Origin of the sequence: Leeuwenhoekiella sp. A16, from assembly GCF_047946675.1 — a bacterium.
GTDB lineage: Bacteria > Bacteroidota > Bacteroidia > Flavobacteriales > Flavobacteriaceae > Leeuwenhoekiella.
Genome location: NZ_CP172313.1, coordinates 4,165,271 through 4,178,366 on the forward strand (window position 1 = coordinate 4,165,271; position 13,096 = coordinate 4,178,366).

At 37.4% G+C, this 13,096-nt stretch carries 15 protein-coding genes; 3 read left to right on the forward strand and 12 right to left on the reverse strand.

The features are described 5' to 3' along the window. Nucleotides 1-154 precede the first annotated feature (154 nt). Together ACH3O9_RS18185 and ACH3O9_RS18190 are read left to right on the forward strand one after the other, a co-directional pair. Complete coding sequence (locus ACH3O9_RS18185; RefSeq protein WP_416442820.1) at nucleotides 155-1,936, forward strand: DNA polymerase III subunit gamma/tau; 1,782 nt, start codon at nucleotides 155-157, stop codon at nucleotides 1,934-1,936. Then, a complete protein-coding gene (locus ACH3O9_RS18190; protein WP_416442822.1) occupies nucleotides 1,936-2,517 on the forward strand; it encodes a tRNA-(ms[2]io[6]A)-hydroxylase in 582 nt (193 codons plus the stop codon). Before ACH3O9_RS18185 ends, ACH3O9_RS18190 begins: the two co-directional genes overlap by 1 nt. 47 nt (nucleotides 2,518-2,564) lie before the next feature. On the opposite strand, the gene ACH3O9_RS18195 is transcribed toward ACH3O9_RS18190, so the two are convergent. From ACH3O9_RS18195 to ACH3O9_RS18245, 11 genes are all read right to left on the reverse strand, one after another. Next, the gene (locus tag ACH3O9_RS18195) at nucleotides 2,565-2,975 is read right to left on the reverse strand and encodes a hypothetical protein (RefSeq protein WP_416442824.1); all 411 of its coding nucleotides are present in this window, start codon (nucleotides 2,973-2,975) and stop codon (nucleotides 2,565-2,567) included. A 162-nt stretch (nucleotides 2,976-3,137) separates the two neighbouring features. Then, complete coding sequence (locus tag ACH3O9_RS18200; protein ID WP_416442826.1) at nucleotides 3,138-4,055, reverse strand: Ppx/GppA phosphatase family protein; 918 nt, start codon at nucleotides 4,053-4,055, stop codon at nucleotides 3,138-3,140. Beyond that, entirely contained in the window at nucleotides 4,052-6,133 is a 2,082-nt protein-coding gene (ppk1, locus tag ACH3O9_RS18205) for a polyphosphate kinase 1 (RefSeq protein ID WP_416442828.1), read from the reverse strand. Before ppk1 ends, ACH3O9_RS18200 begins: the two co-directional genes overlap by 4 nt. Next, entirely contained in the window at nucleotides 6,134-6,619 is a 486-nt protein-coding gene (locus ACH3O9_RS18210; RefSeq protein ID WP_416442830.1) for a SixA phosphatase family protein, read from the reverse strand. Nucleotides 6,620-6,630: 11 nt separating this feature from the next. Beyond that, nucleotides 6,631-7,275, reverse strand: a complete 645-nt coding sequence (gene pdxH, locus ACH3O9_RS18215) for a pyridoxamine 5'-phosphate oxidase (RefSeq protein WP_416442832.1) — start codon at nucleotides 7,273-7,275, stop codon at nucleotides 6,631-6,633. A gap of 110 nt (nucleotides 7,276-7,385) precedes the next feature. Next, entirely contained in the window at nucleotides 7,386-8,291 is a 906-nt protein-coding gene (locus tag ACH3O9_RS18220) for a ribonuclease Z (protein WP_416442834.1), read from the reverse strand. Nucleotides 8,292-8,406: 115 nt separating this feature from the next. After that, nucleotides 8,407-8,742 (reverse strand): ribonuclease Z, encoded by a 336-nt coding sequence (locus tag ACH3O9_RS18225; protein WP_416442836.1) that lies wholly within the window; start codon nucleotides 8,740-8,742, stop codon nucleotides 8,407-8,409. After that, nucleotides 8,729-9,670 carry an aspartate carbamoyltransferase catalytic subunit gene (locus ACH3O9_RS18230; protein ID WP_416442838.1) on the reverse strand — a complete coding sequence of 314 codons (942 nt, stop codon included), beginning with the start codon at nucleotides 9,668-9,670 and terminating at the stop codon, nucleotides 8,729-8,731. The genes ACH3O9_RS18225 and ACH3O9_RS18230 overlap by 14 nt, the downstream gene beginning before the upstream one ends. A 38-nt stretch (nucleotides 9,671-9,708) precedes the next feature. Then, a complete protein-coding gene (pyrR, locus tag ACH3O9_RS18235; protein ID WP_416442840.1) occupies nucleotides 9,709-10,248 on the reverse strand; it encodes a bifunctional pyr operon transcriptional regulator/uracil phosphoribosyltransferase PyrR in 540 nt (179 codons plus the stop codon). Nucleotides 10,249-10,306: 58 nt separating this feature from the next. Next, nucleotides 10,307-10,453 (reverse strand): hypothetical protein, encoded by a 147-nt coding sequence (locus ACH3O9_RS18240; protein WP_416442842.1) that lies wholly within the window; start codon nucleotides 10,451-10,453, stop codon nucleotides 10,307-10,309. 9 nt (nucleotides 10,454-10,462) lie between these two features. After that, entirely contained in the window at nucleotides 10,463-11,170 is a 708-nt protein-coding gene (locus tag ACH3O9_RS18245; RefSeq protein ID WP_416442844.1) for a DUF4294 domain-containing protein, read from the reverse strand. A gap of 95 nt (nucleotides 11,171-11,265) precedes the next feature. Between ACH3O9_RS18245 and ACH3O9_RS18250 the strand changes: the two genes are divergently transcribed. Beyond that, entirely contained in the window at nucleotides 11,266-12,351 is a 1,086-nt protein-coding gene (locus tag ACH3O9_RS18250) for a M42 family metallopeptidase (RefSeq protein WP_416442846.1), read from the forward strand. Nucleotides 12,352-12,519: 168 nt separating this feature from the next. On the opposite strand, the gene msrB is transcribed toward ACH3O9_RS18250, so the two are convergent. After that, nucleotides 12,520-13,035: a peptide-methionine (R)-S-oxide reductase MsrB gene (msrB, locus tag ACH3O9_RS18255; RefSeq protein ID WP_416442848.1), complete on the reverse strand. Its 516-nt coding sequence runs from the start codon at nucleotides 13,033-13,035 to the stop codon at nucleotides 12,520-12,522. Nucleotides 13,036-13,096: the final 61 nt, after the last annotated feature.

The following is a 13,096-nucleotide window of genomic DNA, read 5'->3' on the forward strand; positions in this document are numbered from 1 at the left end:
TTAGCAACCTTATTTTTACGCAGCATTTTAAAATCATTGTTAATAAAAACTCTGAAAAAGCTTCCGCGAAATTCACTTTTGCTGCAGCAATTTTTATCTTTGTCACTCTAGCATAATGCGGCAATATCTGTCGCATTTTACAACAAAAATTTACGTGGAGCATTTTATCGTATCGGCGCGAAAGTACAGACCAGCTACCTTTAAAGACGTAGTTGGGCAACAAGCGATTACCAATACGCTTGAGAATGCAATTGCAAATAACCATCTGGCACAGGCACTTTTATTTACCGGTCCTCGTGGTGTGGGTAAAACTACTTGCGCACGTATTCTTGCTAAACGCATTAATCAACAGGCAGAAGAACGTGAAGATGAAGATTATGCCTTTAATATTTTTGAGCTTGATGCTGCTTCTAATAACTCTGTAGATGATATTAGAAACCTTATAGATCAAGTGCGCATACCACCACAAGTGGGTAAATACAAGGTTTATATTATAGATGAGGTTCACATGCTGTCTCAGGCTGCCTTCAACGCTTTTCTTAAAACGCTTGAAGAACCACCACGGCACGCTATTTTTATTCTCGCAACAACAGAGAAGCACAAGATCATACCTACCATTTTATCACGTTGCCAGATTTTTGATTTTAAGCGAATTACCGTTCGTGATATTAGAGAGCATCTAGCAGATATTGCCCAACAAGAAGATATCAATGCAGAAGAAGAAGGTTTGCAGATTATCGCTCAAAAGGCAGATGGTGCTTTAAGAGATGCGCTTTCTACTTTTGACCGTGTCGTTAGTTTTTCGGGTAAAAATCTAACTCGCAAAGCAGTCACAGAGAATTTAAATGTTCTTGATTACGATACTTATTTTGAGACAACAGATCTTCTTTTAGACAATAATATTCCGCAACTGCTGCTTAATTTTAATGAGATTCTAAGCAGAGGATTTGACGGGCATCATTTTATAGCCGGTATCGCTTCTCATTTTAGAGATCTTATGGTTTGCAAAAATGAAGCGACCATAGAACTTCTGGAAGTAGGTGAACAAACCAAAGTAAAATACAAAGAGCAGGCTCGCAAAACGGGTATGCCTTTTCTAATGAAAGCCCTTGAGATGGCCAATGACTGCGATCTCAAATACAGAACCAGCCGAAACCAGCGCTTGCTGGTTGAGCTCTGTCTCATGCAAATGGCCTCTATCACTTTTGATGGAGAAAAAAAAAATGACGGTTCATTCATAATACCGGCTGCTTACTTTCAACATGACGCTCAAAAACCTCCTGTAACCCAGATAAAATCGGTAGAAAGTGATACAAAATCGGCTGAATCTATAGGTGCAACTTCAGAAAACAGCCAACGTGAGATTGCTTCTGTTCAAAATATACCAACTCAACAACCAGAAGCTCAAAAGCCGCATCAAGCAAATACAGCTACCGCTGAGACTGCTGTAAGGAAACCCGCGTTTAATATTAAAGGACCACATATTTCTGGGCTTTCGCTTAAAGGATTACAAAAGAAAAAGGAAATTCTACAAAAGCAGAATGAGCAAAAAGTAGATCACACCCAATTGCCTCGTGAACCTTTTACTGAGATTGCAATGGTCGCAGCCTGGAAAGAGTACGTTTCGCGACTGCGAAAAAAGGGAGAAAAGATCATGGCTTCTAATCTCGAGACTGATGAACCCAAATTAAAGGGCACTGTCATTCATCTTGAGTTTCCTAATGAGACAATGCGTGTTGAGCTGGAACGTGCGCAGCATAACTTACTCGAGTTTTTAAAGCGAAAACTGCACAATTATGATATAGAATTATCTATAACCGTAAATGAGCAGGCAGAACGTAAATATGCTTATACGACGAGAGAAAAGTATGAAAAGCTGAAAGAGCAAAATCCAGACCTTGAGATTTTGCGTAAAACATTTGATCTTGATTTATAATGCTAGGACTTAAATTACCCACAGACCCGAGATGGGTGAATATTGTAGAAAAGAATATTGATGAAATTCTAACAGATCACGCTTTCTGTGAGCAAAAAGCTGCCTCTACAGCAATTTCTCTTATCGTTTCTTTTCCTGAATACACAGATCTTGTGCAAGAAATGGTCGCTCTTGTTAAAGAGGAAATAAGCCATTTTAAAATGGTGCATGATCGTATTCTGGCTCGCGGGAAAGCTCTAGGCAGAGATCGCAAAGATGAATATGTTATACAGCTGTTGAAATTCTTTCCAAAAGGTGGTTCTCGAGATATGCAACTCGTACATAGATTATTATATGCCGCGCTTATTGAAGCCAGGAGTTGTGAACGTTTTAGATTGTTATCTGAAGAGCTTGAAGATAAAGAGCTTGCTACATTCTACCACAATCTAATGGTTAGCGAGGCTAATCATTACACGATGTTTTTAGGTTTTGCCAGACAATACGGCAACCGTGAAGAAGTAGATAAAAAGTGGCACGATCTACTGGAATATGAAGCTCAAATCATGAAAGATCTGGGAAAAAACGAAACGATACATGGTTAGAAATCGGGCTTAAATAACCGATTTTCTTATCATTTATACCGATTTTTCTAATGTTTCAAGTTAGAATTAGCTGTATCTTCTCTTACACAAGTTTGATTGAAAGTTCTCACGCGCACTCTATCTTCCTTGTTCATAGTATTATAAATAAAGACAGGAATCAACAGAATTAACCCAGAAGCGTACAGGCCAAAAACACTCGTGGTTTGGTTAAATATGTCAATGTAAAAATACAAACCGGCTAGCGAACCCATCAAAAAGATACTTCCAGCTATTAAATAAACCCATTTAGACTCTTTAGCATAAATATTATTCACTGCTACTCTATTTGCATTGCCACATTGGGTACAACTATGTTGCTTATACTTCCCATACTTCATCGCATATTCTACGCGCGTTTCAGCATCACAATTAAAGTGATTCTCATAATTACAACCAGAACATTTTAAATACAGTTTCAATTATAGGATTTAGACTGTTGAGCCATAACCGCTGTAGAAAGTAAAATTGTAAAGAAAAAAGTAATTGCAGTTTTAGGTAAAGTTATAGTCATTGAAGTTGATATAAATATGCCTTGTTACGTATTAATAATTTTATAGATCAATAAAGATTAATTCTCGATCCTACTTATCGATTTTTTCGCTTTTAAGCTGATTTTTCTCGTAATAAAGCGATTTTATTATCCCGTCTGAAAGTCCGATTTTAGGAACATGAATATTCTTAGCCCGGCTCCATTTCATCGCAGATAAATAAATTCTGGTTGCAGGAATAATTACATCTGCCCGGTCATTATTAAGTTCAAGTTCTATAATTCGCTCCTCATAACTATACGACTGCATAAACTCATAAAAGGATACCAGATAGAAATAACTTAACGGTTTACCATCCTTTTTACCACTTAATTTAAAGATTTTATTAATGTTTCCGCCAGAACCTATGAGATCAATGCGACTATAACCTTTAGTCACGGTTTTGATCCACTGCTCTACCTCATCCCAAACTGCGTGACCCACAAGACCTTCTAAAAGACGTACTGTTCCTAATTTAAAAGAACGAGAAGCCACAACAGCACCGTCACTGTACAACGTAAACTCTGTGCTACCACCGCCCACGTCAACATATAGGTAGGTTTTTTCAGACTCTATAAGAGAGCGTATATCTGTGTTTGCTATAATGGCAGCTTCATCGTTGCCATCTATAATTTCGATCTTAACTCCGGTTTTCTTTTTTACGAGCTTTACAACTTCGGCTCCATTTTCAGCTTCACGCATCGCAGATGTAGCACAGGCTTTATAAGAAACCACTTTGTGTGATTGCATTAAAAGCTTAAAGGCATGCATCGTATCTATCATGCGCTCAATATTCTCTTCAGAAATTCTATTTTGCTTAAATACATCTGCACCCAGGCGTATAGGCACCCTAACCAAGGCGTTTTTACGAAATAATGTTTCTCTGCCATCAACCTCAATAACATTTGCTACAAGAAGACGCACTGCATTAGAGCCTATATCTATAGCCCCGTATTTTTGAATATTTATCATTGAAGAAAACCTAGTTTTTTGAGGTAATAATCATACGTGGCAAACTGAGAACGCACTCTGGGGCCATCAGTTTTTCTATATGCGTTGTCCTGATATTGCGTTATTTCACGAGCCTTTACATTATCTGCCCAACTTATTTCAAAAGTCTCTATAATTTCATTTTTAATATCTGTATCATATATAGGGCAGGTTACTTCTACCCTGTTATCAAGATTACGCGTCATCCAGTCTGAAGATGAAATATATACCTCTTCTTCCCCTCGCTCACCAAATATCATTACCCGTGGGTGTTCTAGAAATTTATCTACCACACTTATTATAGTTATATTCTCACTCAATCCTTCAACTCCCGGAATCAAACAGCAGATACCGCGTACGATCATGTTGATCTTAACACCGGCCTGACTGGCTTCATACAACTTATCAATGATCGCATAATTAGACATACTGTTGATCTTGATACGCATAAAACCGGTACCGCCGTTTTTTGCCTTTTCAATCTCCTTATCTATCAATCTGTAAAACCTGTTACGGGCATAATGCGGTGATATAATAAGATGCCTGTATTTATTAACCACATAATTAGTGTTGAAGAAATTGAATAGTTTATCCAGATCCTTAAGAATGTGTTTCTCTGCCGTAAAAAGGGTATAATCTGTGTAAATTCTTGCTGTAACACCGTTAAAATTACCGGTACTTATAAAGCCGTAGCGCTTTATTCTTTCATCTTCCATGCGTTCTATGACACAAACTTTGCTGTGTACTTTAAGACCGGGAACACCAAAGATGACTTTTATACCCTCATCTTGCATCTTATTAGCATACATCATATTGCTTTCTTCGTCAAAACGAGCACGCAATTCTATTTGCACAGTAACATCCTTTCCATTTTTTGCAGCATTGATAAGTGCACTTGCAATGTGGCTTACTTTAGCTAATCTATAAATAGTGATCTTAATGGATAGCACTGTAGGATCAAGCGCGGCTTCACGTAGAAATTTTATGATGTAAGCGAAAGTGTGATATGGAGCAAACTGAAGGAAATCTTTCTCAGCTACTTTTTCAAAAATACTGTCATTAAGGCTAATCCCTTTAATGGGAAGCGGTTTTTGCTTTGCATATAAAAGATCTGTTCTTCCCAGACTGGGAAAATCCATATAATCTTTACGGTTATGATATCTACCACCTGGGATTATACTATCAGATTTTTCAATTTTTAGTTTATCAAGGAGAAAAGCTAATGTACATGCGTCTATAGACTGATCGTGTACAAACCTTACCGGTTCTGCATCTTCTCTGTCTTTTACGCTTCGCGAAAGTTTCTCTATAAAACTTTTTCCCAGATCAGATTCTATATCAAGTTCTGCGTCACGGGTGATCTTAATCATGTGTGCAGAAATTGTATCGTAGTCAAAAATGTTGAATACCACATCAAGATTAAAACGGATAAGGTCATCAAGAATCATGATGTAATCCTTGTCTCCTATTTTAGGCAAAACAACAAATCTATCTAAAGTGCTTGGTATCTCAACTAAAGCATAAAGCGGTTTCTCCTTGCCTTCTTTTTCCATTTTCACGGTAAGGTAAGCTTCAAGATCCTGAATGCGCGGTAAGTCTAAATCTTCATTAAGTACGATGGTAACAAGCGCCGGACTTACTCTTTCCATAAAGAAAGTCTTGATAAACTCTGTATGCTCAGGATGAACAACCTGATCTTCTTTAATAACCAGCAGGTTTTCGGCTTCAAGACGTGTATGAATATCATCAAGTATTTCAAGACTTTCTGCCTGTTGCTCGATAACGATCTTTGTTATTTTTTCAAGAAGCTCATCTGCTGCATAAACACCTAATGCTTTTCTCCCTTTTTTTCCTGCCTCTACAATACGCTTTACAGTGGCGTAACGCACTTTAAAGAATTCGTCAAGATTATTTGAAAAGATACCTACAAACCGCAGCCTCTCTATTAAAGGAACCGTTTCATCTGCAGCTTCCTGAAGTACTCTGGCATTAAAATGCAGCCAGCTTATCTCACGGTTAACGTATTTATCTTCATCTGTTTCTACTCCTGCTGTGTTCATTTATTTCAATTCCTTAGGTGTTATGTAATATCTAGTAATTCCTTTAGCAATCGTACTCCAGTCATCTGTATCAAAATCTATAGCGGTAAAAGCTGCCGTTGACACATTCCCTATTGCCTTGCTGCCATATTTGTTAACAATATTGGTCATTGCATGATTGTGCCCAAATATCATTAATCTGCTTATTTCATTATCACAGCTTCTAATAACCGAATCTAAACCTTTTCCACTAAAATCGTAAAGATTTGGTTCTAAAATAAGTTGATTTTCTGGTATATCAAGTTCCTTTAAATAAAGCAGAGCAGTTGTTTTTGCACGTACAGCGTCGCTACTTAATATTTTTTCTGGTAACTCAATTTTAGACTTAATATAACTGGCCACAAGCGGTGCATCTTTAAGTCCGCGATCACTTAAAGGCCGCTGGTGATCATCAAGATCAAATTCCCATGAGGATTTAGCGTGACGCACTAGATATAAGGTTTTCATATCAAAAATATTTAAGGAGCAAGTGTTTGTCTCTTCCAGGAATTACCTTCAACGTAATAATGTACCCTGTCATGAAGCCTGTTAGGCCTTCCCTGCCAGAATTCAAATTCTGTGGGTATTACCCGAAAACCACCCCAATTTTCCGGTTTTGGGACTGTTTTATCCCGATATTTTTCTTCAAGATCGTTCAGCCTGTCAGACAAGTATTCTCTTCCTGAGATCACTTTACTTTGTGGTGAAGCGATAGCTCCCAGTTGACTGCCCTTTGGTCTCGAGTGAAAATATTCTGCAGATTGTTCTTGTGGTACCTTCTGGGCTTTGCCTTTTATTATGACCTGACGTTCTAAATTGGGCCAGAAAAACGAAATACACACATTAGGATTTGCTTCTATTGCTTCCCCTTTTTCACTGTTGTAATTTGTATAAAAAACAAATCCTCCATTGTCATATTCCTTTAAAAGTACAACTCTGCTTTTAGGGAAACCGTCTTTACCTATTGTTGATACGGTCATCGCATTGACTTCATCTACTCCTTTAGATTCTTCTACTTCTTTAAACCACTTTTTAAACTGATCAAAAGGATCTTGCGCACTTTCATCTATTGTAAGAGAATTGCGCTCATATGATTTTCTATAACTACCTAAGTCTTCTGCCATGAGTATGATTTACTCTGCAATTTACAAGAAAGCACAAAAAGCACAAGAATTAAAAAAGCTTAAGTACAAGATATTTTACATAGTACGGCGCTGTATATTGACTAGGTAAATTAAAATTCAAACACCTTCCCGTCATCTGCGAGCAAAACAGGTTCAAACTCTTTTTTGGCTTCATTGCCAAATAAAGTAAGATCTGGATATCTGGTTGAATAATGTCCCAGAATAAGATTTTCTACACCGGCTGCTTTTGCCATCATACCGGCCTGTCTTGCGGTTGAGTGACCTGTAGGCTGAGCCAGATGTTCATGTGATTCTAAAAAAGTAGACTCATGATACATTGCGGTCACACCTTCAAGCTGAGGTATATTATCTGGCTTGTAGATCGTATCACTGCAAAAAGCATAGCTCTTGGCAGGATCAGGATCAAATGTTAGTTCGCTATTAGGAATTATCCGCCCATCATCAAGCTTGATATCTTTACCAGCTTTTATCTTTCGGTAATAAAGCACATCGATATTATATTTAAGAACAGTATTCATATTGAGTTTACGCTCGCCTGGTTTTTCCTTAAAAAGAAACCCATTTGCATAAATACGGTGCTTAAGTGGTATAGTTTCTACGGTGACGTTTTTATCTTCAAATAAAACCTGTGGTTCTGTACCCTCAAGCTCATGAAAGTACAAAGGGTAATTAGTCCACGAATTAGACAATTTAAGCTGAATCGTTATCGCTTTCTTGATGCCTTTGGGCCCATAAACATGTAATTCACTTTCGCGATTGAGTAATCTAAATGTAGAAATAAGTCCTACTAGACCAAAGAAGTGATCGCCATGCAGATGCGAAATGAAAATATGCTTTATGCGTGAAAATTTAATCTTATTTCGCCTTAGCTCTACCTGCGTCCCTTCTCCACAGTCAATTAAAAAAAGATGATTTTTAATTTCTAGAACCTGAGATGTGGGATTTGTGAGTGTGCGAGGTGTTGCCGCATAGCAACCTAAGATGGTGAGCTTCATTCTAAACTAAAATTTCTTTCAATAGCAATATCATGTAAGTTACTACTTATTAACTTAAATAAAGCTGTAAAATCGCAAGTATATCCTTCGTGTTTAAATAACACAATTACAGGCTTTAAAAGCCTAGATCTCGCTGTATTTCTTCAAGTTCTATAACATCATGCGCCTCCTGCAGTGTGGGGACCACCATAATTTCTTCTGGCACAACGTCTATCTTAATACCTTTATTAACAATAACAAAAGACTTTTTACTGGCTCTTTGCTTATTAGATATCACCAGAAAAGAAAGCAATTCTTCCAGGGATAACTCATCATATTTTAAAAGATCAATAACCAGATTTTCATCTGAAAAAGACTTAGGAACAACAAATTCTAAAAAGGAAGCAAATTCCTTAACACCGTCTTCTTCATCACCTAAAATAGTATAGGTCTCTTTTTTATCTACCTGCATTATGCTTAATTTTTGAAGCTAATAAATATATTACTGCCATACGTATAGCAACACCATTTTCAACTTGGTTAAGGATTATGGCTTGCCCAGAATCTGCTACGTCACTTGTTATTTCTACACCTCTGTTAATTGGCCCCGGGTGCATGACCACGATCTCTTTATCTAAAGATTCAAGAAGCTCTCTGTCTAAACCATATTGTTGCGTATACTCTCTGGTACTGGGAAAATAACTAATATCCATTCGTTCATTTTGAACGCGTAGCATATTTGCCACATCGCACCAGTTTAAAGCTTTTCTTAGATTAAGCTCTACTTCTACTCCCAGAGATTCAATATATTTAGGAATAAGTGTTTTAGGACCGCAGACTTTTACTTCTGCTCCCAACATTTTTAGTGCAAAGATATTTGATAAAGCCACTCTGCTATGCAAAATATCGCCTACAATGACCACTTTTTTACCAGCCACTTCGCCTAATTTTTCCCTTATAGAATATGAATCAAGCAAGGCCTGAGTAGGGTGTTCATGCGCGCCATCACCTGCATTAACAATGCTGGCTTTAATATGTTTACTTAAAAATACTCCAGCGCCCGGATTAGGATGCCGCATCACAACCATATCTACTTTCATAGACAGGATGTTATTCACAGTATCAATAAGCGTTTCTCCTTTTTTAACTGATGAAGCTCCCGCAGAAAAGTTGATCACATCTGCACTGAGACGTTTTTCTGCAAGCTCAAATGAAAGTTTGGTACGTGTGCTGTTTTCAAAAAAGAGGTTAGCAATGGTAATGTCGCGTAGAGAAGGGACTTTTTTAATGGGTCTGTTTATAACCTCCTTAAAATGATCTGCAGTTTCAAAAATGAGATCTATATCTTCCCTCTTGATATATTTTATTCCTAATAAGTGATTTACACTTAATTCGCTCATTCTGTTTGGCTATAGTTGTGGTATTCCTTTTGTTATGCTTACTCTTTTAGTACAATTACACTGTCTTCACCGTCTTTTTCCTTCCACTGTACTTTTACTTTTTCTTCGTTGATTGCATCTACCTGTCTGCCCTTATAATTGGGTTGTATGGGCAAGTGTCTGCTAAATCGTCTGTCTATGAGCGTTAATAATTCTACTGCTTTTGGTCTGCCAAAACTTTGCAGCGCAGTAAGGGCAGCATTTATACTTCTACCCGTATAAAGAACGTCATCCATAAAGACCACGTTTTTATCTTCTACAACAAAATTGATCTTAGTTCTGTTTGCTTCAAGTGGTTTATCACTTCTTCTAAAATCGTCTCTAAAGAAGGTAATATCGAGGTAACCAAGCCTAATATCGGGTATTTTATACTCTTCTTCCAGCAGCTTTTTTATGCGTTCTGCCACATAAATACCTCGTGGCTGTATGCCTATTAAAACAGTATTTTTAAAGTCAGTATGATTTTCAATAAGTTGACAGGCCAGGCGGTGGAGAATTATATTTACTTCTTTAGCGTTAAGCAACACTTTTTGGCTCATAGTAGCAAATGTACATATTTTTTGATGAAGGAAAATGAAATATACTTACCGCAAATAGTTAATCATCCTTATTTTTTCTATTAAAAATACCTAAACCAAAGGGAAAAACGAGAAATATAAAGAAATACCAGCCTGTTACTAATCCTATTATTGTAATAGCTGCGGCAATTATCATTAACAAAACAGAGCGATCTGGCATTTGCATAACAAAAATTTATTTTACGCCTTGTGTAGCTGGCGGGATCGTCCATTTATTATGCAGCTCCAGATAGCTATAATCTAAGGCGCTTGGTTGACTTTCTAAAATATGCTCCTGAAATGAACGCTGCAAAATATCTTCTATATAATAGTCTTCTTCCACATTTACGGGATCAAATTCTTCTTTCAAAGAAATATCAAATAAACTCGCCGTGGTATTCAGCCAAAAAGCTTTCCATCCACTGCGAAATTCTTTTATAAGATCAAATGTGGTAATACCGGTCTGGCGGTGAATAAGTTTAACCAGTATCTGCCCCTCTGTGCGTGTAAGTTTCTTCAGTTCATCTGTAAACTCATCTTCCACATAACGTTGTATGATACGCGTGTAACGCCTCCTGTCGCTGTTGCTTTTCATACTGTCCAGTCGTGCGTTGAGTTCAACCAGTCTGTCTGCAGCGAGTTTTGCATAGGGATAAACCTTACGTGTTTTTCGTCTCAGGATTAAATAGCGCCTTCGCTCAGTATCATCTTTAAATTTTAGTTTACCAAAGACGATAACCTCTTCCAGATCGATAGATTCTCGAGGTACAGTGTCGCCTTCAATAATGTAGTATTGATATTCAAGACTATCTGCATCAATCTTATGCTTCTCTTGTGCGTGCACAGAAAAGGAAAGTACCATTAAAAAAAGGGGTAACCAGAATTTCACTTTTAATTTTTTCATAGCTTAAGCGAAAACTGTTCCAAAAGTAACGAATCGCATAATAACGCTCTTAGATTGAGTTTAATATTCTTATTTTCGTGGAAAATTGAATTTTTATGGCAAATAGTATATTAAATGATAAGTCACTTGACTTTCTTGAAAACTATCTTAATAATGCTTCTCCCACAGGATATGAATGGGGCGGACAAAAATTATGGATGGAATACCTTACTCCTTATGTTGACGAATTTATCACAGATACATACGGCACAGCTGTAGGAGTCATTAACCCTGACGCAAAATATAAAGTTGTTATAGAAGGCCACGCAGATGAGATCTCCTGGTATGTAAATTATATTACAGACAATGGCCTTATTTATGTAATACGCAACGGTGGAAGCGATCACCAGATCGCACCTTCAAAAATCGTTAACATCCATACTAAAAAAGGTATTGTAAAGGGCGTTTTTGGCTGGCCTGCGATTCACACTCGCGATAAAAGCAAAGAAGAAACACCTAAGTTGGATAATATTTTTATCGATATAGGTTGTAGCACAAAAGAAGAAGTAGAAAAAGCAGGAGTTCATGTAGGTTGTGTTATAACCTACCCAGATACATTTCATGTGCTTAACGAGAACAAATTTGTTTGCCGTGCACTAGATAATCGTATGGGTGGTTTTATGATTGCAGAAGTTGCTCGACTTTTAAAGGAAGGTGACAAAAAGCTTGATTTTGGGCTATATGTTGTAAACTCTGTACAGGAAGAAATTGGTTTACGTGGTGCAGAAATGATCACACACCGTATTAAACCTAATGTTGCTATTGTGACAGATGTTACGCATGATACAACAACACCAATGATAGAAAAGAAAACTAACGGTCTGGCCGAAATAGGTAAAGGTCCTGTTATTTCTTACGCGCCGGCAATACAGCAAAAGCTACGCGATCTTATAATTGATACTGCAGAAGACAAAAAAATACCTTTTCAGCGTGCTGCCAGCAGTCGTGCTACTGGTACAGATACAGACGCTTTTGCATACAGCAATGGTGGTGTAGCTTCAGCTTTAATTAGTTTACCGTTGCGCTACATGCACACAACTGTAGAAATGGTGCACCGTGAAGATGTTGAGAATGTGATCAAACTTATTTATGAAAGCGTTCTAAGTATTAAAGAAGGTGAGACTTTTAGCTATTTCGACTAATTAAATTATTGTCATGCTGAACTCGTTTCAGCATCGCATCAAACTTTTCTTAGTGCGACCCTGAATAAATTCAGGGTGACGAAAAGCCGAAGGATTAAAATTCAGATAAAACAAAAAGCCCGAACAGAATTCTGTTCGGGCTTTTTTTATGATTTACAAAAGTCTTATCTAATCCTGCTTCACAAACTTCATTGCTGCAGAATTAATACAATATCTCAAATTTGTAGGTGCCGGGCCATCGTTAAAAACATGACCTAAATGCAATCCTGTAGATTTTTCTATCACCTCGTCTCTGCTCATACCATGACTGTTATCTTTTACCCAGATCACAGCATCATCATCCATTGGTTCTGAGAATGCAGGCCAGCCCGTACCAGAGTCAAATTTATCTTCAGAACTAAATAATGGTTCGCCGGTTGCCGCGCTTACATAAATTCCCTTCTCGTGATTGTCATAATACATATTTCTAAAAGGTGGCTCAGTTCCTTTTTTAACCATGATCTCATATTGATCATCAGTTAATTTTTCTTTCCAGACTTCAGGAGATTTGCCTTCAGGATAATCTGTAGGAAGTGCTACTTCATTACCATCACTTTTCTTGTCGCTGTTTTGACAAGAAACCTGAGAAAGGCTGATTAAAAAGACAGCAGCTATTAATGTTGATCTTGTGATATACTTTTTCATTTTCTATTTTTTTGGTGGAAACCCACATTTATTGAGTCGTAGAGACAGCGGTTTCCTTTCC

Excerpts from the sequence above, each read along its gene's own strand:
- ACH3O9_RS18190 (WP_416442822.1), top strand. The coding sequence starts at position 1,936 with ATGCTAGGACTTAAATTACCCACAGACCCGAGATGGGTGAATATTGTA.
- ACH3O9_RS18200 (WP_416442826.1), bottom strand. The coding sequence starts at position 4,055 with ATGATAAATATTCAAAAATACGGGGCTATAGATATAGGCTCTAATGCA.
- ppk1 (WP_416442828.1), bottom strand. The coding sequence starts at position 6,133 with ATGAACACAGCAGGAGTAGAAACAGATGAAGATAAATACGTTAACCGT.
- ACH3O9_RS18210 (WP_416442830.1), bottom strand. The coding sequence starts at position 6,619 with ATGAAAACCTTATATCTAGTGCGTCACGCTAAATCCTCATGGGAATTT.
- pdxH (WP_416442832.1), bottom strand. The coding sequence starts at position 7,275 with ATGGCAGAAGACTTAGGTAGTTATAGAAAATCATATGAGCGCAATTCT.
- ACH3O9_RS18220 (WP_416442834.1), bottom strand. The coding sequence starts at position 8,291 with ATGAAGCTCACCATCTTAGGTTGCTATGCGGCAACACCTCGCACACTC.
- ACH3O9_RS18225 (WP_416442836.1), bottom strand. The coding sequence starts at position 8,742 with ATGCAGGTAGATAAAAAAGAGACCTATACTATTTTAGGTGATGAAGAA.
- ACH3O9_RS18230 (WP_416442838.1), bottom strand. The coding sequence starts at position 9,670 with ATGAGCGAATTAAGTGTAAATCACTTATTAGGAATAAAATATATCAAG.
- pyrR (WP_416442840.1), bottom strand. The coding sequence starts at position 10,248 with ATGAGCCAAAAAGTGTTGCTTAACGCTAAAGAAGTAAATATAATTCTC.
- ACH3O9_RS18240 (WP_416442842.1), bottom strand. The coding sequence starts at position 10,453 with ATGCAAATGCCAGATCGCTCTGTTTTGTTAATGATAATTGCCGCAGCT.
- ACH3O9_RS18245 (WP_416442844.1), bottom strand. The coding sequence starts at position 11,170 with ATGAAAAAATTAAAAGTGAAATTCTGGTTACCCCTTTTTTTAATGGTA.
- ACH3O9_RS18250 (WP_416442846.1), top strand. The coding sequence starts at position 11,266 with ATGGCAAATAGTATATTAAATGATAAGTCACTTGACTTTCTTGAAAAC.
- msrB (WP_416442848.1), bottom strand. The coding sequence starts at position 13,035 with ATGAAAAAGTATATCACAAGATCAACATTAATAGCTGCTGTCTTTTTA.